The sequence below is a fragment of the Streptomyces sp. NPDC041122 genome (assembly GCF_055592445.1).
The window spans coordinates 1-17,508 of the sequence record NZ_JBVIYQ010000004.1 but is presented as its reverse complement, the minus strand read 5'-3'; the positions used below and the strand labels follow the sequence as shown (position 1 = coordinate 17,508).

At 72.1% G+C, this 17,508-nt stretch carries 15 protein-coding genes and 1 riboswitch; of the genes, 6 read left to right on the top strand and 9 right to left on the bottom strand.

The annotated features are described in order from the left end of the window. Positions 1-66: 66 nt before the first annotated feature. Together ACZ6B8_RS16080 and bdeA are read right to left on the bottom strand one after the other, a co-directional pair. Positions 67-2,667 carry a helix-turn-helix transcriptional regulator gene (locus ACZ6B8_RS16080; RefSeq protein ID WP_471607908.1) on the bottom strand — a complete coding sequence of 867 codons (2,601 nt, stop codon included), beginning with the start codon at positions 2,665-2,667 and terminating at the stop codon, positions 67-69. 238 nt (positions 2,668-2,905) lie between these two features. Further along, entirely contained in the window at positions 2,906-3,925 is a 1,020-nt protein-coding gene (gene bdeA / locus ACZ6B8_RS16075) for a bis(hydroxyethyl) terephthalate hydrolase (RefSeq protein ID WP_471607574.1), read from the bottom strand. A gap of 240 nt (positions 3,926-4,165) precedes the next feature. Here bdeA and ACZ6B8_RS16070 point away from each other — a divergent pair, with 240 nt between their 5' ends. Both ACZ6B8_RS16070 and ACZ6B8_RS16065 read left to right on the top strand, forming a co-directional pair. After that, the gene (locus ACZ6B8_RS16070; protein ID WP_471090801.1) at positions 4,166-4,897 is read left to right on the top strand and encodes an MgtC/SapB family protein; all 732 of its coding nucleotides are present in this window, start codon (positions 4,166-4,168) and stop codon (positions 4,895-4,897) included. Between the two features lie 344 nt (positions 4,898-5,241). After that, entirely contained in the window at positions 5,242-5,937 is a 696-nt protein-coding gene (locus ACZ6B8_RS16065; RefSeq protein ID WP_471090752.1) for a ribonuclease H family protein, read from the top strand. 206 nt (positions 5,938-6,143) lie between these two features. On the opposite strand, the gene ACZ6B8_RS16060 is transcribed toward ACZ6B8_RS16065, so the two are convergent. From ACZ6B8_RS16060 to ACZ6B8_RS16040, 5 genes are all read right to left on the bottom strand, one after another. Continuing rightward, positions 6,144-6,470: a MerR family transcriptional regulator gene (locus tag ACZ6B8_RS16060; RefSeq protein WP_471090750.1), complete on the bottom strand. Its 327-nt coding sequence runs from the start codon at positions 6,468-6,470 to the stop codon at positions 6,144-6,146. A gap of 748 nt (positions 6,471-7,218) precedes the next feature. Next, positions 7,219-7,623, bottom strand: coding sequence for a rodlin (locus ACZ6B8_RS16055; RefSeq protein WP_471090748.1), 405 nt, complete (start codon positions 7,621-7,623; stop codon positions 7,219-7,221). A 265-nt stretch (positions 7,624-7,888) separates the two neighbouring features. After that, on the bottom strand, positions 7,889-9,520 hold the full coding sequence (locus ACZ6B8_RS16050; RefSeq protein WP_471090746.1) for a phytoene desaturase family protein: 1,632 nt from the start codon (positions 9,518-9,520) through the stop codon (positions 7,889-7,891). 72 nt (positions 9,521-9,592) lie between these two features. Further along, entirely contained in the window at positions 9,593-10,057 is a 465-nt protein-coding gene (locus ACZ6B8_RS16045; RefSeq protein ID WP_471090744.1) for an SRPBCC family protein, read from the bottom strand. Positions 10,058-10,351: 294 nt separating this feature from the next. Beyond that, a complete protein-coding gene (locus ACZ6B8_RS16040) occupies positions 10,352-11,080 on the bottom strand; it encodes a transglycosylase SLT domain-containing protein (RefSeq protein WP_471090742.1) in 729 nt (242 codons plus the stop codon). A gap of 2 nt (positions 11,081-11,082) precedes the next feature. Then, positions 11,083-11,244: riboswitch (cyclic di-AMP (ydaO/yuaA leader) on the bottom strand. A 1,110-nt stretch (positions 11,245-12,354) separates the two neighbouring features. Between ACZ6B8_RS16040 and ACZ6B8_RS16035 the strand changes: the two genes are divergently transcribed. Continuing rightward, a complete protein-coding gene (locus tag ACZ6B8_RS16035) occupies positions 12,355-13,140 on the top strand; it encodes an ArsR/SmtB family transcription factor (RefSeq protein WP_471607573.1) in 786 nt (261 codons plus the stop codon). Positions 13,141-13,278: 138 nt separating this feature from the next. Here ACZ6B8_RS16035 and ACZ6B8_RS16030 read toward each other — a convergent pair whose 3' ends face one another. Next, the gene (locus ACZ6B8_RS16030; protein ID WP_471607572.1) at positions 13,279-14,340 is read right to left on the bottom strand and encodes a squalene/phytoene synthase family protein; all 1,062 of its coding nucleotides are present in this window, start codon (positions 14,338-14,340) and stop codon (positions 13,279-13,281) included. 134 nt (positions 14,341-14,474) lie between these two features. Here ACZ6B8_RS16030 and ACZ6B8_RS16025 point away from each other — a divergent pair, with 134 nt between their 5' ends. Further along, complete coding sequence (locus ACZ6B8_RS16025) at positions 14,475-14,729, top strand: hypothetical protein (protein ID WP_471090732.1); 255 nt, start codon at positions 14,475-14,477, stop codon at positions 14,727-14,729. A 128-nt stretch (positions 14,730-14,857) separates the two neighbouring features. Here the strand turns inward: ACZ6B8_RS16025 and ACZ6B8_RS16020 are convergent, their stop codons facing one another. Continuing rightward, a complete protein-coding gene (locus ACZ6B8_RS16020) occupies positions 14,858-15,472 on the bottom strand; it encodes a class I SAM-dependent methyltransferase (RefSeq protein WP_471090730.1) in 615 nt (204 codons plus the stop codon). A 280-nt stretch (positions 15,473-15,752) separates the two neighbouring features. Here ACZ6B8_RS16020 and ACZ6B8_RS16015 point away from each other — a divergent pair, with 280 nt between their 5' ends. After that, positions 15,753-16,373, top strand: coding sequence for an SH3 domain-containing protein (locus tag ACZ6B8_RS16015; RefSeq protein ID WP_471607571.1), 621 nt, complete (start codon positions 15,753-15,755; stop codon positions 16,371-16,373). 299 nt (positions 16,374-16,672) lie between these two features. Next, a complete protein-coding gene (locus tag ACZ6B8_RS16010; RefSeq protein ID WP_471607570.1) occupies positions 16,673-17,242 on the top strand; it encodes a transcriptional regulator in 570 nt (189 codons plus the stop codon). Positions 17,243-17,508: the final 266 nt, after the last annotated feature.

Sequence of the window (17,508 nt, the reverse complement as noted above, 5' to 3'; positions counted from 1 at the left end):
CACTACCTTGTTCGTACTTATGAACTCATAAACCGTGTTTGGGGCCGTCGCGGCAGGAGGGCCCTCTCAACCCCCGCCGCCCGGCAGCACCCCGCCCCCGGTCAGCAGCCGCGACAGCTCGACGCGGGAGCGCACCCCGAGCGTGGCGAAGACGTTGCGCAGGTGGTGGTCGACGGTGCGGTGACTCACCGAAAGGCACACCGCCACCTCCCGGTTGGTGGCGCCCTGGGCCACCTGGCGGGCGATGCGCTGCTGCTGCGGCGTCAGCGCCGCCAGCACACCGGGGCCCGCCTCCGCTCCTGCCCGCCCTGCTTCCGGCGGACCGCTCTCGCCCGCCGCCCGCAGCTCACCGCGGCTGCGCTCCGCCCACACCCGGGCCCCGCACCGTTCGAAGGAGACCAGCGCGTCGAGGAGCGGGCCGCGGGCCTGCCGGGTACGGCGCCGGCGGCGCAGCCACTGCCCGTACAGCAGTTGTGTGCGGCCGCGTTCGAACTCGCCGGGCAGCCGGTCGTGGTGGGCGAGGGCTTCCTCGAAGGCCGCGGCGGCCTGCTGGGGCGGTGCCAGCAGGGCGCGGCAGCGGGCCAGTTGGGCGGGGGCCAGCGGGTCGGCGGTGGTGTGGGCCCAGCGGGTGAACTCCGCGGTGGCGTGCCGGGCCTGGGCGGTGCGTCCGCTCTGGACGGCGGCCTCCACGAAGCAGGGCACGGCCGGCATCCTGACGGCGAAGTGCCCCCCGCGCGGGGCCGGGGCGATGAGCGGGCCGAGCCGTGCCGCGGCCGCGGCCGGGCGTCCCGCGGCCAGTTGGGCGCGGGCCAGGGCCCACTGGGCCAGGCTCGCGGCCTGGGTCAGCCGGTGGGCTCCCGCGCCGGCCGCCGCGGCCGCCGCGTGTGCGGCGCAGGCCTCGGCGTCCCCGGCCACGGACGCGGCGAGCGCGAGCACGGCGTGCAGCGAGAGCGCCGTGTTGGACTGGCCCGAGCGCCGCGCCGCCGCCAGCCCCTGGCGGGCGTGGGCGTGGGCCACGGTGTGCCGGCCCGCGCGCAGTTCGGCGTAGGCCAGGTGTTCCAGGGCGCGCGGCAGGAGCACCTCGGGGCCGTGGGCACGCACCGCGGCAAGGGCCAGGGCGCCCATCGCGCAGGCGGTCCCGACCTCCCCGACGACCAGGGCGGCGGCCCCCGCGCGCAGCAGCCCGGCCGGCTCGTGCGCGCCACCCGGCGCGGGCAGCCCGCCCGCCTCGTGCGGTGCGGGCGGCGGCTGTTGCCAGCAGCGGCGCAGCAGCGCGTGCCCCTGGGCGGTGCGGCCGGACAGGACCGCGCACATGCCGCCCCGGTAGGCCTCCCACCGCGGGTCCCCGGGGCAGCCGGGCGCCTGTGCCATCGCTTCCCGGTAGGCGGCGGCGTCCCCCATGGCCCAGGCCGCTTCGGCCGCGCCGGCCAGTGCCTGGCGGGCGTGCTCGGGCGGGAGCAGCGCGGCGGCGGCGCGCAGCAGGGTGGCGGCGTCGTCGGCCGGCCCGTCGGCGAGGGCGAGCAGTCCGCGCACCCGGTGCACGCCACCGTGGGCGGGCGCGTGGCCGGCGCGGGCCAGCAGGGCGCGGGCCTGCAGCGGGTCCCCGGCCAGCCGGGCGGCGTCGGCGGCCTGGGCGAGCCGGTCGGTGCGCAGGGCGGGGTCGGCGGTCAGGGCGGCGGCGCGCGCGAGCACGGCGGCACGTTCGGCGTGCGGGGGACAGGCCGCCCCCGCCGCCGCGGCGGCGGTGAGGGAGGCGGCGAGCCGGGCGTGGGGTTCGCAGGCCGCGCAGGCGAGCTGGACCAGGCGGGCCAGAGCGCCCCGGCAGGCCTCGGCCAGGCGCAGATGGGCGGCTCTGCGCCTGGCGAGCGGGGCGCGGCGCAGTACCGCCCGGCACAGCAGGGGGTGGGCGAAGCGGATCCGGCCGCCCGTCACGCAGACGATGCCGGCGGCCTCGGCCGGTGCCAGCCCGGCCGGATCGGCGCCGGCCCGCAGGACCAGGGCGAGGTCCGCGCCGGCCCCCTCGCCTTCGTGTTCGGTGGCGGCCGCGGCGAGCAGCAGCCAGGTACGGGCCGCGCCGGGCAGGCCCTTCACGGGCCCAAGGAAGTCGTCCAAGACGTCCTCGCCGCCGGCCGGCGGGTCGGGCAGGGGGGTGCGTCCGGCCAGCTGGCCGGGGGTGAGGGCGGCGGCGAGCGCGGCCAGCAGCCGGGGGTTGCCGGCGGCCTCGCGCACCAGCCGGGCCGCCACGGCCTGCTCGGCGCCGCCGCCGGTGATACGGGAGAGCAGGGCGGTGGCCGCACCGTCCTCCAGCGGCCCCAGACGCAGCGCGGGCACCCCGGCGAACTCCGGTGCCCCATCCCGGTGTCCGGCGAGGGTGACCAGCACACCCACCGGCCGTGCGGCGGGCAGCCGGCGCAGCCGCGCACCGAGCAGGGCCCGCGCGGCCGGGGTCCAGCGGTGCGCGTCCTCGGCGCAGATCAGCAGCGGCCCCGGCTGCTCCAGTGCGGCCGGCAGGTCCGGCGGGGCGGGCTGCAGGACGGGCAGCTCCGCGCAGAGCGTGCGCGCGTACTCCACCAGTGCGGTGCGGCCGCCACCGGGCGGCGCGCTCAGCACGAGCGCGCCGCCCCGGCCCGCCCGCACGCCCTCCACCAGCAGCCGTAGGGCGGCCACCGCCTCGTGGCGGCCGTACAGCTCGGGGGCCCTGAACGGGAGAGGCAGCGGGCGGGGATGAGGCTGGGGGCGTGGGGGAGGGGGCGTCGAAAGGGACACGGCCCGCACGCTACTGACGCGCGACACCGCCCAGAACCCCTTGCTCCACCGCTCTGGGCACACCCCCAGCGCGCCCCGCCCGCAGCTGTGCCCGGGCACAACCCCCGCACCACCACAGCCCTGTGACGAAACGTCAGGTTCAGGCGGTGTGGGGGCAGTTGCCCCGGTACTCCTCGATGGTCAGGCTCGGCCGCGGCAGCGGGCACAGGAACTGCTCGTAGCGCAGGTCGTCGTCGATGAACCGCTTCAGCCAGGAGATGCTGTACTTCGCGATCGTGGTGTTGGAGGAGTTGGGGGTGAAGTGGGTGGCGTTGTTGAGTTCCAGGTAGGCCTTGTCCAGGGAGGCGGGCAGCGAGCGGTAGAACGGCTCGGAGTGGGTGACGACGGGCGCCACGGTGTCCCCGTCCGCGCCCACCACCAGGGTGGGCGTGCGCAGTTCGGGCCAGGTGGTGTCGAGGTTCCAGCCGGTCAGCGGGATCGCCGCCTTCAGCGAGGTGCGGCTCTTGGCCGCCTCCAGGGTGCCGCCGCCGCCCATCGAGTGCCCCATCACCCCCAGCCGGGTGGCGTCGACGCGGCCGCGCACCGCACTCGACGTCGTCAGGTAGTCCAGCGCGGCCAGGAGCTGGCGCCCGCGGCTGTCGGGCTGGTCGAGGGTGGTGAGGGTGTCGATGGTGAAGACCACGAAGCCCTGGGAGGCCAGCCGCGGCCCGAGCCAGGCGATGCTCGACTGGGAGGCGGTGAAGCCCGGGGAGATGACGACCGCGCCGAACGTACCGTCGGCGGTGGAGGTGGGGTAGTAGACGGTGCCGCCGCCGAACCCGCTCACACCCAGCGGCGAGACGCTGGTCTGGGAGACGGCGTAGGAGCCGCGGGGAGCCTCGATGCTGGCGTTGCTCGGGGCGGGGCCGCGCTCGTAGGGGTTGTCCGCGGCGGCCCGGGCGCCGGGGGCGAGCCCGGTGCCCAGCAGTCCGGCGGTGGCCAGGGCGGCGGCCAGACAGGCCCGCAGCACCGGGCGGGCGAAGGCGTGCAGCTGCACGGGGGACTCCTCAGGGTCGGGGCGGGCCACGCGCGAGGACAGCAACGGCAGCGGTGCGTCCTTGTGCCGGGCCGCCGTGTTCGTCGGCGCTCCCACCGTGGCGCCGCCACGGCGTGCCGGCATCGGCGAAATCACCGGCGCCCGCCGCGCCCGCCGCGCCCGCCGCGCCCGCCGGCCGGGGGAGCGGACCGAGGGGGCGCCGGGACCCCCGGCCCCAAATCCCCGTCCTCTCCCCGCCGTTGCCTCTCCCGCCCACGCCGCGGCCGGCGCCGCCCGCACCGGCGCCCCGCCCCACCTCGTGCCGCTGCCCGCCCCCGCCCCCCGGAGTGGAACAATTGGGGCATGTTGTCGACCGGTGAGGCACTGCACTCCAGCGCCGCCCCCCTCTTCGATACCGGTGCGGGGCAGGGCGCCCGCCAGTTCGCCGAACTCGGCCTGGCCCTGGTGCTGTCCCTGCTGATCGGAGTGGAGCGCGAAGCCCGCCAAAAAAGCGCGGGCATGCGCACGCACACCCTGGTCGGGGTGGGCAGCGCCCTGTTCATGGAAGTCTCCGTGCACGGCTTCGGCGCCGCCGCCCACATGGGGCAGGTCTCCCTGGACCCCTCGCGGGTGGCCGCCCAGATCGTCTCCGGGATCGGCTTCATCGGCGGCGGCCTGATCTTCGTCAAACGCGACGCGGTGCAGGGCCTCACCACGGCGGCCACCATCTGGCTGGCCTGCGGCATCGGCATGGCGTGCGGCGGCGGCCTGCCGCTGCTGGCCGCCGCGGCCACCGCCGTGCACTTCCTCGTAGTGCGCGGGCTGCCCCACCTGACGGACCGCATCCCGCGCACACCCCGGCCAAGAGAACTGGAGCTCACCCTCGCCTACGACACCGCGCAGGGCCTGCTGGGCCGGGTCCTGGAGCTGACCACGCACGCGGGCTTCCGGGTGGAGGCGGTACGGGTGATGCGCGACGAGGCGCCGCCGGGCCGGGCCTGGGTGCGCCTGCGGCTGACGGGCACGGCACAGACCCACCGCCTGGTGGCCGAGCTGGCGCGCCTGGAAGGGGTCAGCGAGGTCGGCCTGGGCGCGGCGACGGACGCCACCGAATGACCGCGGGGCCGCCGGCCGGCGCTCGCTGACCCACGGTCCGCCGGCTCCCTCCGCCGACCGCAGGGCTGCCGGCGTCCGCCCAGCCGGCCGGCCGCGGGGCCGGGCACACGCACCGTACGTACCTCCCTACCTCCCTCCCTGCCTGCCTGCCGCGGACGAGATGCCCGGGCTGCTCCGGGCGGGTGGTCCGTGCATGGCGGACGGGATCACGGGCAGACGCGGATCACCCCCCTGCCTCATCCCCCGAGTGAGGCAGGGGGTGATGCGCGCGGCGAGACCCCCGTCTCACACCGGGGCGCGGCGGGGCGGGGAGGCCGGGGCGCGGGGGATGAAATCATCGGGGAATGCCTGACTTGATCATTGCCGCCTGTGACGGAGCGGCGAAGAAGAACCCCGGGCCCGCCGCGTGGGCCTGGGTCGTCGCCGACGCCGAGGCCCGCCCGCTGCGCTGGGAGGCCGGCCCGCTGGGCCACGCCACGAACAACGTCGCCGAACTGACCGCGCTGGCCCAGCTGTTGGAGGCCACCGACCCGGACGTGCCGCTCGAAGTGCGGATGGACAGCCAGTACGCGATGAACGCGGTCACCCAGTGGATCGCCTCCTGGAAGCGCAACGGCTGGCTGACCGCGGCCAAGAAGCCGGTCGCCAACAAGGACCTCGTCGTACGCATCGACGCGCTGCTGCAGGGCCGTGCCGTGACGTTCCGCCACGTGGCCGCCCACCGGGTGGACGGCGATCACCTCAACGCGATCGCCGACGTCGCGGCCAGCGACGCCGCCACGAGCCAGGAGCCCGCGGGCACCGCCCACGGTGCGACCGCCATCCCCGAGCCGCGCGCGGACCGCACCACCGCCGCTCCCGCGGGCCGCGCCCCCAAGAAGGCGGCGGGCCGGGCGGGCAGGAGCGGCTCGGGCGCGGTCATCAAGGCCAAGTTCCCCGGCCGCTGCCACTGCCAGAAGCCCTACGAGGCGGGGGAGAAGATCACCAAGAACGCGCACGGCTGGGGCCACGTCGAGTGCCGGGAGACGGCCGGCGCCTGACACCCGCGCCCGCCCGGACCGTGGACCCCTTCCGGCCCGGGCGAATGCGCCACGGGCCGGCCCCTCATCGCGCGGGGGCCGGCTCGTCGTCTCCCGGGCGGCAGAGCGGGCGGAGGGTGCTTGTCGTACGCCCCGCCTCGTGGGTCCCGCCGTCAGAGCCGCCCCGTCCCTCGGAGCCGCCCCGCCGGTCAGGGCCGCCCCGCCGGTCAGGAAGGAGCGTCTTGGGTGCGCAGTTCCTCGTTGATGCGCTGGGCCTCCTCGAGCTGGTCCTCGAGGATGACGATGCGGCAGGCGGCCTCGACGGGAGTGCCCTGGTCCACGAGTTCGCGGGCGCGGGCGGCGATCCGCAGCTGATACCGGGAGTAGCGGCGGTGGCCGCCCTCGGAGCGCAGGGGGGTGATCAGCCGGTGTTCGCCGAGGGCACGCAGGAAGGCGGGGGTGGCGCCGAGCATCTCGGCGGCCCGGCCCATGGTGTAGGCGGGATAGTCGTCGTCGTCGAGCTTGTCGACGGGGCTGGTACTGCGAGGGGGCATAGACCTCTTCTTTCAGGACGCGTCGAGGGGCCCGGATGCCGTACCGGCACCCGGGCCCCGAGCTTTCAACACCATCTACCGGCTGACTGCGCCGGCCTCATTGTTCCGCGGGGTCCGCCTGGGAGAGCGGAGGCGCGGGGATCGCGGTTGCGTGACCGGGGACCACCTTCCAATCCGGGGCCTGCGGTACCCGGGCGAACGTGCTGCCGGCCCGGGCGATCCTGATGGCGTCTGCTCCTTACCTCACTCGGTTACTTGTTGCTGTGTTACTCGGTCGTACTGCTCGATACCGCGGTACTGCTACTGCTCGCGGCCCCTGGGACCGCTCGGCCCGGCCGCCAGCCCCGGGACCCCACCATTTCTGGCCCCGACGCTCCACTGCCGTTCCGCCTGCTACTTGACCTGCTTGACCTGCATGCACGGCAGTTCGCCTCTGCCGTGCCCTCTTCGACTTGGTGAGTACGAGAAAACAGTAACCCGGCGACAAGCCAATGTCTACTGTCACCGCTATAGATTTCCTGCACGGGTGAGTCGGGCACTTCTGCGCCGCCCACCCCCGGAAGGCTGCCCTCCGGACAGCAGCCCGAGCGGGCCCCGGCCAAAGCCCAGGACACCCCTGCCCCGGCCCGCGGGCCACCGGATTCCCCGGCGGAACGCACTGCGGGCACAGGACGCCCTTCGGCCTCCTGTGCCCGCAGTGGGTGCGCTGCGCGGACCGGGCGGTGCCGGCCCGCGCAGCGCGTGTGGATCAGTGGTTGTTCTCGCCGTTGCCCGAGAGCGCCGAGATGTCGCTGAGCAGGTGGGAGAGCGGCTCGTCCTGCTTGGCCTGCGTGGAGTTCTCCACGCACTGCTGGTTCTGCGGCGCGGAGAGGACGGGGATGTCCTGAACGGCGATCGGCACGAGACCGACCAGGGAGCCCACGTTCGCCTTGACCGGCACGCCGGCGCAGAGCTTGTTCAGCGAGCCACCGACCAGGTGCGCCTGCGGACTCAGATTCCCCTCGCTGGCGCTGTTGCCGAACGCCTGCTCGGCACCGTTGCCGCTCGCGCTCTGGGTGCCGGTGTCGTCGCCGATGGCGGCGGCGCTTCCGGCGCCGCCGGCCAGGGCAAGGGCGGCCAGGCTCAGGGCAAGGGGGAGATTACGGGTACGCATGTCACTCCAGTACAGAAAACGTCAGTTGCCGGAAGAGGCCAGTACATCCGCCAATGCCCCAGACAGGGGGATATTCGCCCGTTAGTGGAGTGTCGGAGGAGCGGAGCTGACGCCGCCGCCTCACCGCTCTCCGCCCTGCATCCGCCCGCTCCGGTCCTGCGTCCGCCCGGCCCCGGGGGCCCGCCGAGCGCGTACGCGGCGCGACGGCACCGGAGCCCGCTTCCAGAACCCGCCGAGCCCCCTCCCGCACCTGCCGATGCCCCCTTCAGCGCCCGCCGGTGCGCCCGCCCTTCCTGTCCCGCCGGCCGAGGCCCCGCTGGGCGCGGCTGAGCAGATCTGAGGGGCCGCGCACCCGCAGGGCGGCGCGCGCGGCGTTGGCGCCGGGCGCGCCGTGGACGCCGCCGCCGGGATGGGCGGCGGCGGAGGCGAGGAAGAGCCCCGGCACCGGCGTCTCGGGCCGGCCGGTGCCGGGGGTGGGGCGGAACACCAGCTGCTGGTGGACCGCGGTGGTGCCGTTGTTGATCGCACCGCCGCGCAGATTGGCGTCCAGCGCCTGCAGGGTGGGCGGCGCGAGCAGCCGCCGCGAGCGGATCATCGAGCGGAAGCCCGGCGCCCACCGCTCGACCTCCGCCTCCATCCGGTCGGCCATGACCTCCTGCTCGCGCCCGTCCCAGAGCCCGCTCAGACCCTCCTCACCCGCATCACCCTTGATCCGGTGCGGAATGTGGGTGTACGCCCAGGCCGACTCGGTGCCGGCCGGGGAACGCGAGGCGTCGGCCGTGGTCATCTGGCCGAAGAGGAGGAAGGGCCGGTCGGGCACCTGGCCCATGGCGATCTGCGCCGCGAACCGGGTGAGGCCGTCGACCCCGTCGGCCAGATGCACCGTCCCCGCCCGCCCGGCCTCCGGCGCGCTCCAGGGCACCGGCCCCGACAGCGCCCAGTCCACCTTGAAGGTGGCGAAGTCCCACTGGAACCGCTCCAGATCACGCAGCAGCCGCCCCGGCAGATGCCGGGCCGCCACCAGATGGCCGTACAGGGCGGGAGCGGACACGTCGGCCAGCACCGCACGCGAAGCCGCGACCGCCTCACCGGCCGCGGTGCGCACGCCCACCGCCCGGCCGCCGCGCACCACGACCTCCGCCACCCGCTCGCCGCAGCGCAGCACACCACCGCGCCGCTCCAGGCGCCGCACCAGGGCCGCGGTGAGCGCGCCGGCCCCGCCCACGGGGACGGGAAAACCGTGGCTCTGGCCGAGCATCGACATCAGCCAGCCGAAACCGCCGCTGCCCGCCGACTCGGGGGAGAGGTCCGCGTGCAGCGCGTTGCCCGCCAGCAGCAGCCGGCCCCCCTCACCGCGAAACTCCTCCTCACCCAGCCGCCGGGCGGGCAGCAGCAGCGTGCGGGCCAGCCGCAGACCGCCCGCCGCCCGCAGCCGGGCGGCGAGACGGGCAGCGGAGCGCACGGGCGGGAACGGAGTGAAAAGAGCACCGAGGATGTCCGCGCCCAGGCGCTCCCAGACCTCATGGAGTGCGAGCCAGGCATCCCCGTCCCCGCCGGCGAACGCCTCGAGCCCGGCCGCCGTGTCCTGCCCGCGCCGCTCCAGGACCGCACACCGCCCGTCCGGCAGCGGATGCGCCAGCACGCTGGGGGCATGACTCCAGCCCAGCCCCTCCTCATGGAGGCGCAGAGCGGCCAGCACCGGGGAGGCGGCGGCCAGCGGGTAGAAGGCGCTGAACAGATCACTGACGTAGTCGGGATGGACACCGCGGTCGCTGCGCACGGCGCCGCCGGGCCCCGGCTGCTCCTCCAGCACCTCCACGCTCCATCCGGCGTCGGCGAGGAGATTCGCCGCGACGAGACCGTTGGGGCCCGCGCCGATCACCACCGCGTCCGGCATGAGCGCCTCCTGTCTCCCTCGCGCCGCCCGGCCCGCCGGACGGGAGGGCCGCTGATATGAGGTCGGCGGGATTCAGTGCGCGTGCGCCGCACGGGCCGGCCGCCGCGGGGAGTTCTCGACGACGTCGGCCAGCCGGGCGAGCATGGCGCGGTGGCGTACCTGGATCAGGACGTCGACGGCCGCGGAGTGCAGCAGCCCGCCCGGCCCGCGCAGCGGGTGCTCGTCGAGGATGACCAGCGTGTGCTCGCCCCAGGGCCGTACGTCGATGGCGATGCGCGCGGTCCCCAGCCGGCCGCTGTCGGCCTCCAGTTCCAGCAGGCGGGGAGCCTCGCACCTGCGCACGATGGTGTGCCCCGACAGCTCCCACGGCCCCAGCCGCACGGTGTACTCGATACGGGATCCGGTCTGCGGCCACATGTCATCGACGGGCTTGGACTCGTGGGTGCCGACCACCCAGTCGCCGTAGCGGTTGCCGTCCTCCAGGACCGCCCACACCTCGTGCGGCGGGCGTTCGATCAGTCGGTGCCGTACAGCCATGGTGTGTCCCACCCGTCGTCGTCGGATTGCCCGGTGACCGCCCGGGTGCCCGGCCGCCGAAGGCTCACCCCTTCATCACACCAGCCATCGGCCACGCCCGCCGCCTGCCGCACCCCGACCGGGTACACGCCCCCCTCGGCAGGCCGCACGAGCCCCCGGCCCGTCCCTGTCCCGGGCGTGCAGGGTGTCCAGCGGCGCAGCGGCGCCGGGACAGGCCGGAGCCCCGGACACGGGGGCGTGCCGGGGCTCACGGCGGGGGAGGGAAGAGGGCGCTCCTGATACGCCCGGGCGCTCCTAGTAGGGGCCGTTGACGTTGTCGATCGAGCCGTAGCGGTCGGCCGCGTAGTTGCAGGCGGCGGTGATGTTGGCGACCGGGTCGAAGCTGTCCGTGGAGGTGCCGGGCAGGTGGTAGGCGTCGAAGGTGGGGCCGATGACCTGCAGGAGCCCCTTGGACGGCGTGCCGGCGACGGCGTTGATGTCCCAGTTGTTGATGGCCATCGGGTTGCCGGAGGACTCGCGCATGACGTTGCGGTGGATGCCCTCGTAGGAGGCGGGGATGCCGTGCTGGGCCAGGATGTCGAGCGACTCCCTGATCCATCCGTCGAGATTGTCGGCGTAGGCCTTCTTCGCCGGGGCGACGGCGGGCTGGACGGCCGCCTTCTCGCGCGAGGAGCGGTCGGCGCGCTGGGCGGGCTCGGGGCTCTTCTGGCCGAGGGTGAGCTTGACGCCGGGGCGTATGAGCTGCGGGTCACCGCCGAGGACGCCGCGGTTGTCCTCGTACAGCTTCTTCCACCCGCCGCTCACGGAGTGGTCCTCGGCGATCTTGGAGAGGGAGTCGCCCGCGGCGACGACGTAGGTCTTCGGGGCCGCGGCGGGCTCGGCGGCCGGAGCGGCCTGCGCCGCGCTCGCGCCGGTCGCGCCGAGCACCGGGAGGACGAGCACGGCCCCGCCCGTACCGGCGGCGGCGAGGCCCCGGTGCAGCGAGCTGGACTTGGGGCGGCGGTGCTTTCCCTTTGCGGGCATGACGAATTCCTCTCCGTCGCCTGCGAGGTGAGCTGTCGGGTTCGGACGGGAGATGTCCGGTCGCACTGCATGCGACTTCACCCCGAGCCGTGCCGGAATCCGGAACGGCGCTTACCTGGGTCCCCCGCTCCTGCCATGCGTAAGTGAGTGGGTGGGAAGGGTTTCCGGGCAGCGGCAGGATTCGGCGTTCAGCCCGGGATTGACGGTGACGTTAAGCGAGAAAGCCCGGACGGAACAAGGCAGGAATTCGAAAGACGAATGCGCGGACCCCGCCCCCGGCCACGGGAGCCACCCCGCACCCATTGATCGAAAAACTCAACTTTCTTTGCCCAGAACGGAAGTACGCACAACGGCGCCTCCCGGAGCCGCACTCCCCGGCGTGACACATTTCACGGAACCGGGCGAGCGGCATGCGACTCCGCCCCGACGCCACAGGCGGTCATTCCGCCGGATACGCCTTCGATGCCCCCATCACACCACGTACAGCCCAAACAGGGTTATTCGCGTCAATCCGGTCATGCAGAAAGCGTGCAATTAAGTACAAACCAGGCATAAGGCGTACGGTGTTGAGCCGATCACGCCCGTCCCGTTGTCCGGCGAGACGGACCCGCAGCCGCCGCGCGGAAGCGTTCAGCACCACGCACCCGCGCTCCCCGCCTTCGGCTCCCGACGCCGACCGCCCCGCCGCCGAGAAACCGCAGGCCGCCCGCTGCCCAGCCTCAACTCGCCCGAAAAACAGAGAAAGGAGCACCGGAAGAAACCGGCCACGCATTGCAGCAGAGGCAACCTGAGCCGGTAACAGATAAAAAAGGGAGACGAAGAAGCCGGACGGGGGAAGCGGCCGAGCCGAGACAAGGCGAAGAGCGCGCCGGACAATAGGGCATTCCGTACCCGAAGGTGACGTCCCGTCGTGCACAAAACGGGGGAGGGGCAATCGGAGGGGCAACTCGCCTGCACCCGGGACGAGTTGCGACAGGACCACCCCTCTTCCGCCGGGCGCCGCCCCGCCGATTCACCTCGTATCACGCATAACGACAAAGCGAGTTGACGGAAACCAGGTCCAGACCGACGGCCGCCTCCAGGACTCGCCCACGCCCTGCCATGGCCGGGCCCGCGCCGACGGACACTCCCGCCCCCCCGGCGGACGAGCGTGCCGATCCCGAACCGGAGCTCAGGGGCCACACCCCACCCCCTCCAGACACCCCTGCCATGCCGACGGCCGCTTGACATGCAACCAATAGGTTGCCAATCTGATGGTGAGGAGGTCGGAAGACATGGACGAGGTCTTCAAGGCACTCGCGGACGCGAGCAGAAGACGACTGCTGGACCGGCTGAACGAACGGACCGGACAGAGCCTGCGCGAACTGTGCGCGGGCCTGGACATGACCCGCCAAGCGGTCTCCAAGCACCTCGCGGTACTGGAAGGCGCCGGCCTGGTCACCGCGGTCCGCCACGGCCGGGAGAGGCTGCACTACCTCAACCCCGTACCCATCCACGACATCGCCGACCGCTGGATCGGCCAGTACGAGCGCGGCCGCATGTCCGCACTCAGCAACCTCAAGCACGCCCTGGAAGGAACAACGATGAGCAAGCCCGAGTATGTCTACACGATCTACATCAACACCACCCCCGAGAAGCTCTGGGAGGGACTGACCAGCCCCGAGTTCCTGAAGCAGTACCACGGCGGCTGGGCACCCTCCTCCGACTGGAAGGTCGGCTCCAAGGTGCTGTGGCCCGTCGAGGACGGCGGCGAACCACAGGACCTCGGCCAGGTCGTCACCGAGTCACAGCCCGGCAGACGACTCGCCTACACCTGGCACACGCTGCAGCCGACGCACCAAAAAATGTTCGGCATGAGCGACGAGGACTACGCCGAGGCGGCCAAGGAACGCTCCAAAGTCACCTTCGACATCGAACCCGCCGAAGAACCGGCCCTGGGCATGAAACTGACCATCACCCACGACGGCTTCACCTCCCCCGACTCCAAGATGCTCGAAGGCGTCAGCGGCGGCTGGACCATGATGCTGTCCCACCTGAAGACCATCCTCGAAAAAGCCTGACCCCTCGCCTCCCCGCGCGGCCGCCCCCTCCACCGAACGGTGGCCGCGTGAGAGCAACCGCAGCCCCTCATGCCGTTGACAGAGCTGCCACCTCGGCCCCAATCGGCGCCCGGCGAGAGCGAAGGAGGGGACGGAGCGTCACTCCCGCCCGCGCCGCCGATACTCACGCGCCAGCAGCCCCAGAGCCCTGAACACAGCCGGCCGGGCCGAAGAGACAAGGAGCCCGGCCCCCTTGCCCCGAGCCGCCTCCGCCGTCGCCTCCTCCATCCCGATCAACGCCCGCCCCAGCGCACGATGGGCCACAGGAAGGTAGCCGACCATCGCCCGCCCGGCGCCCAGGCAGGCACACGCCTCATCGAGCTCCCGGGCGATCAGATCACCGACCCTCGCCGAGGTCCGGCCCTCCACCAGCTCCGCCCGCCCCACCCGGTGACGCTCCAGCACACTCTGCGGGATGTTGAGACGACCGACCCGAAGATCCTCGGCCAGGTCGTTCACGAAATCCAGCCGCTGACTGCCGTCGATGAACAAACGGCAGGCCTTGCGATAGCCGACCGCATCCGCCCCCGGCGCGAGCACACCGGCCACCACCATGAACGCCGGCAGAGAGTACGCCTCGACGTAACGCTGATAGTCCTCATCCGAACCAAAGCCCGCAAAGCCGAGCTCCACCACCGCACCCTCGAGGAACTCCTCGATGTGCCCCGCCAGTTGCGGATACGCACCACAGGTGTGCACCACCGCCCGCAACACCCCGTGCTCGCTGCTCCCCGTCACCAGAGCCTGACGAACCTGCTTCGCCCACACCTCGTACGCGGCCGACCGCTCCTCCAACGACCCGCCCTGGTCCAGGAGATGGTCGGTGTGATGCATGAACGCGGTCGCCGCCACCACATGAGGCACGACGGCCCCGGGCAGAAGCAGCCGGACGGCCGCGTACTGAGCGAACCGGAACCGCGCCACCACACGCCGCGCACGCGTGAAGTCCGCGCGCAGCTGCCCGCCCCGGACCCCGGCCGCATCCAACGCGGCATCCCATGAACTCATCAATACACCCAGTCCCAAGATCGTGACGACGACGTCCGCCAGTGAACACACCCCACCCGCCTGCCCGCCACCGAACAGCCCGCCGCACTGTCGGCCGACGGACACCGCCTGGCGGACGTCCGGCCCGCTGGCCGCAACAGGGGCAGACCTCATGCCCCTTCGCTTCCGCGAAGCTGCCCCCGAGTCTCTGGAACCACGCAGAGCCCCCACCTCAGAGTGGAACGGTCGGTTCACCCGACCTCTGAGCGTGACCACCTCAGAGCGCAGAAACGAGCAAGGAGATACCAGTGAAATCGTGGCGCACCCGTACCCGTATCGGTGTCGGTCTCGCTGTCGGAGCCGCGGCGATCACCATTCCACTGACCAGCGCAACCGCCTACGCCGCCGGACCTCCCGGCGCCGGCTGGGTGCCCGTCGGAGCCGAGGCCTACCCCTCCAAGGCGGCATGCGAGGCCTCGGAACTCCCCTCCGCCAAGGCGAACGGCTACAACGAGGTGTGGTGCGACGACAGCCAGCGCATCATGCCCATCTACTACCGCTGACGACGCCGGCCACCTGACCGGCCGTCACCGGCGCACACGCCCACACAACCGCGACACAGCGCCGGCAAGGCCCGCCGCCCCGGACCCACCGCGCCCGGGACGGCGGGCCCTCCACGTACGGGCCGCCGTCAGCCGCCGCCCGCCCGATACACGCTGACGGCATAGCCACCGCCCTCATAAGGATGGGCATCCCACGTCGCGAAACGGTCGACCAACCCCAGACCGGCCGCCGCACACCAGGCGTCGTACTCCGCCAGAGAAAAACCGGGCGGCACCGGCAGATGGGCCCCATCCAGCCCGAAACCGGCGACCATGAGCCCACCGGGACGCAGAACCGCGGCCAGACGGCCGACCACCCCAGCCTCGCTGCCCGCAGCAAGAAGCGGGAAGACATTCCCGGCGGCCACCACAAGATCGAAACCCGCGCCGACCCGCACCTCAGCAGGATCGAACGACGCCAAGTCAGCCTGCACCCACACAAGTTCCGGCGCCTGCCGACGCGCCACCGCCAACATGGAAGCATCCACGTCGACCCCGACACAGTCATACCCGAGCTCCGCCAGTCGGATCATGACCCGCCCGGTCCCGCACCCGGCATCCAGCACCCGCCCACCGCCAGGCACCAGCGCGGCACACAACCGCGCCTCACCATGCACGTCCCGGCCACTGCCGGCCAACGCCGCAAACCGAGCAGCGTAATCCTCCCCGGACACCCCACCGGTCAGCTCTTCCCAACGGTTCATGACCAACAGCGTAGGTGACCTGCACACAAGCACCCCCGACACCTCTTACAGACCGGGCGGCGTGGCAGCGAGACCCCCGACGCGATCCCCCATAATCAGCCCGCACCCAGAAGTCCACATATCGAGGAATCACACAGCGTACCGGCTCCTACATTCTGGTGATTCAACGACCACCCCACGGTGCGTAACACCCAACACCTCCCCGGACGAACCTACCTTTCCCCCCAGGGCACAACCTCGGCTGCCTTGAAGGCCAGTGCCAAGAAAAGGGAGAAACGACATGATGCTTCGCAAGGCAGTGACCGGCTGCGCCACGGTGGCGCTCACCTCCGCCGTCCTGACCGGCTCCGCACAGGCAGCAGCCGAGCCGCCGCCGGCCCCTGCCCCAGCACCGCGGGCAACCCTCACCCCGAGCACCATCCAGCGGGGAGACATGGTCACGGTCAAGGTCGCAGGAGCCCCCAAGGAATGCCGCGCAGTACAGGCAAAATCCCCCGCATTCGAACAGACCACCGCCCTGTCCAAGAGCGGTAACCCGCCGGCCTACTCGGGCCACGCAAAGGCAAAACCCCAGGCCACCCCCGGCGTCCAGCAGGTCACCGTCGCAGGCATCGGCTGCGGCAAGTGGGTCGCCAAGGCACAACTCACCGTCCTCGCAGCGCCCCCCAAGACCGTCAAGGGCGTCGTCACGGCGAAGAGCGGAATCAACGTACGCCAGCGGCCGACCACCGCCTCGCGGACCACCGGCACCTACCGCAAGAACCAGACCATCGCCCTCATCTGCAAGAAGGCCGGCCAGTCGGTGGGCAGCAATCGCACCTGGTACCAGGTGAAGGCCCCTCAGGGCTGGGTCGCCGCCCGCTACGTCAAGGCCTACGGAAACGTACCCAACTGCAGGTAACCAAGCCTCCCGGCCCACCTGACACCTCGTCACAGGCCGTGCACCAGCGAGCGGCACGTCGCATCGATTGCGACGTGCCGCTCGCTGGTGCTGCGCCCGGGTGTATGCCGTGGACTCACGCAAGCTATCGAAGCCGCACCATCTGTTGGGTGGACCAGTAATTCAGCGAATGAGAATGTGAATTCGACATCCTGAATGCTCCCTCATGGGAAGTGCGGAGAACGGTCAACAGCACTGCGAATACAAGGAAGTTGAGGTATTCTGGAGGAGCACAGATCGTCGGGAAGGGAGCCTCGCAAATGCCAGAAAGGACGCGTGATTTCGGTCATTACGGGGCCAGCGGCATCAAGGGCAGTGATGCAGTAGCACGTAAACTCGACCAGCTCACCGGCTACATCGCCACGCCCATCACTGCCAAGCGCGGCCTCATGGCACGTCTGCGCTACCTGACGAAATCCGAGCACGCCCGCGCGGCAGCACGCGAGGCAGGCCTGACCGTCACCGACCGCACCATCAAAGCCTGGCTGGAGGGTAAACAACGCCCATCCAGCTCCAGTCTTCAGCAGATCGAATCCGCCTACCGCACGGTGCGCCGCCAGAACGTGGCCCGGTATTTGCTGCGCCGGCTGAACGATGGGGGAGGGACCCGGGTTGAGATCCATCCGTTCAACCAGTCCCAGGTCGACCGCAGGTTCCAAAGGGTGCTGGAGTACCGCAGTCTCAACGTTCGGCGATGGGACATGATGATCCGAGCCTGGGCAGCAGGAGACGCTGGCGGTCTGGACGATGCGTGGGTCGAGGTCATTGTGGACCTCGGGTCTCAGTGGGGGAAGTACGAGTATGTTTCGGCCGTGGGGTTTGCGGCCTAGAATTGATGGTTTATTAAGTATTCTGGGTACAACAAAGCTGACGGTTCGTCAGCACCGGGTTGAGGATTGTCGGCCGTTGCTGCTGCTTTTAGTGAAAGCCGCGGAGCGGATTTCACTCTGGAATTCGCGGAGCGAATTCCAGAAGAGCGGATTGCGGAGCAATTCGCGGGCCGGGCAACGGAGTTGCCCGGCCCGGCTGCGCGGAGCGCAGCCGGGGTACCGCCGCGTAGCGGCGGCGCGTCGTGTCTGCGGAGCAGACCGCGCGC

Excerpts from the sequence above, each read along its gene's own strand:
- ACZ6B8_RS16045 (WP_471090744.1), bottom strand. The coding sequence starts at position 10,057 with ATGGCTGTACGGCACCGACTGATCGAACGCCCGCCGCACGAGGTGTGG.
- ACZ6B8_RS16030 (WP_471607572.1), bottom strand. The coding sequence starts at position 14,340 with ATGAGGTCTGCCCCTGTTGCGGCCAGCGGGCCGGACGTCCGCCAGGCG.
- ACZ6B8_RS16010 (WP_471607570.1), top strand. The coding sequence starts at position 16,673 with ATGCCAGAAAGGACGCGTGATTTCGGTCATTACGGGGCCAGCGGCATC.
- ACZ6B8_RS16015 (WP_471607571.1), top strand. The coding sequence starts at position 15,753 with ATGATGCTTCGCAAGGCAGTGACCGGCTGCGCCACGGTGGCGCTCACC.
- ACZ6B8_RS16055 (WP_471090748.1), bottom strand. The coding sequence starts at position 7,623 with ATGCGTACCCGTAATCTCCCCCTTGCCCTGAGCCTGGCCGCCCTTGCC.
- ACZ6B8_RS16020 (WP_471090730.1), bottom strand. The coding sequence starts at position 15,472 with ATGAACCGTTGGGAAGAGCTGACCGGTGGGGTGTCCGGGGAGGATTAC.
- ACZ6B8_RS16040 (WP_471090742.1), bottom strand. The coding sequence starts at position 11,080 with ATGCCCGCAAAGGGAAAGCACCGCCGCCCCAAGTCCAGCTCGCTGCAC.
- ACZ6B8_RS16035 (WP_471607573.1), top strand. The coding sequence starts at position 12,355 with ATGGACGAGGTCTTCAAGGCACTCGCGGACGCGAGCAGAAGACGACTG.
- ACZ6B8_RS16050 (WP_471090746.1), bottom strand. The coding sequence starts at position 9,520 with ATGCCGGACGCGGTGGTGATCGGCGCGGGCCCCAACGGTCTCGTCGCG.
- ACZ6B8_RS16060 (WP_471090750.1), bottom strand. The coding sequence starts at position 6,470 with ATGCCCCCTCGCAGTACCAGCCCCGTCGACAAGCTCGACGACGACGAC.
- ACZ6B8_RS16065 (WP_471090752.1), top strand. The coding sequence starts at position 5,242 with ATGCCTGACTTGATCATTGCCGCCTGTGACGGAGCGGCGAAGAAGAAC.
- bdeA (WP_471607574.1), bottom strand. The coding sequence starts at position 3,925 with ATGCCGGCACGCCGTGGCGGCGCCACGGTGGGAGCGCCGACGAACACG.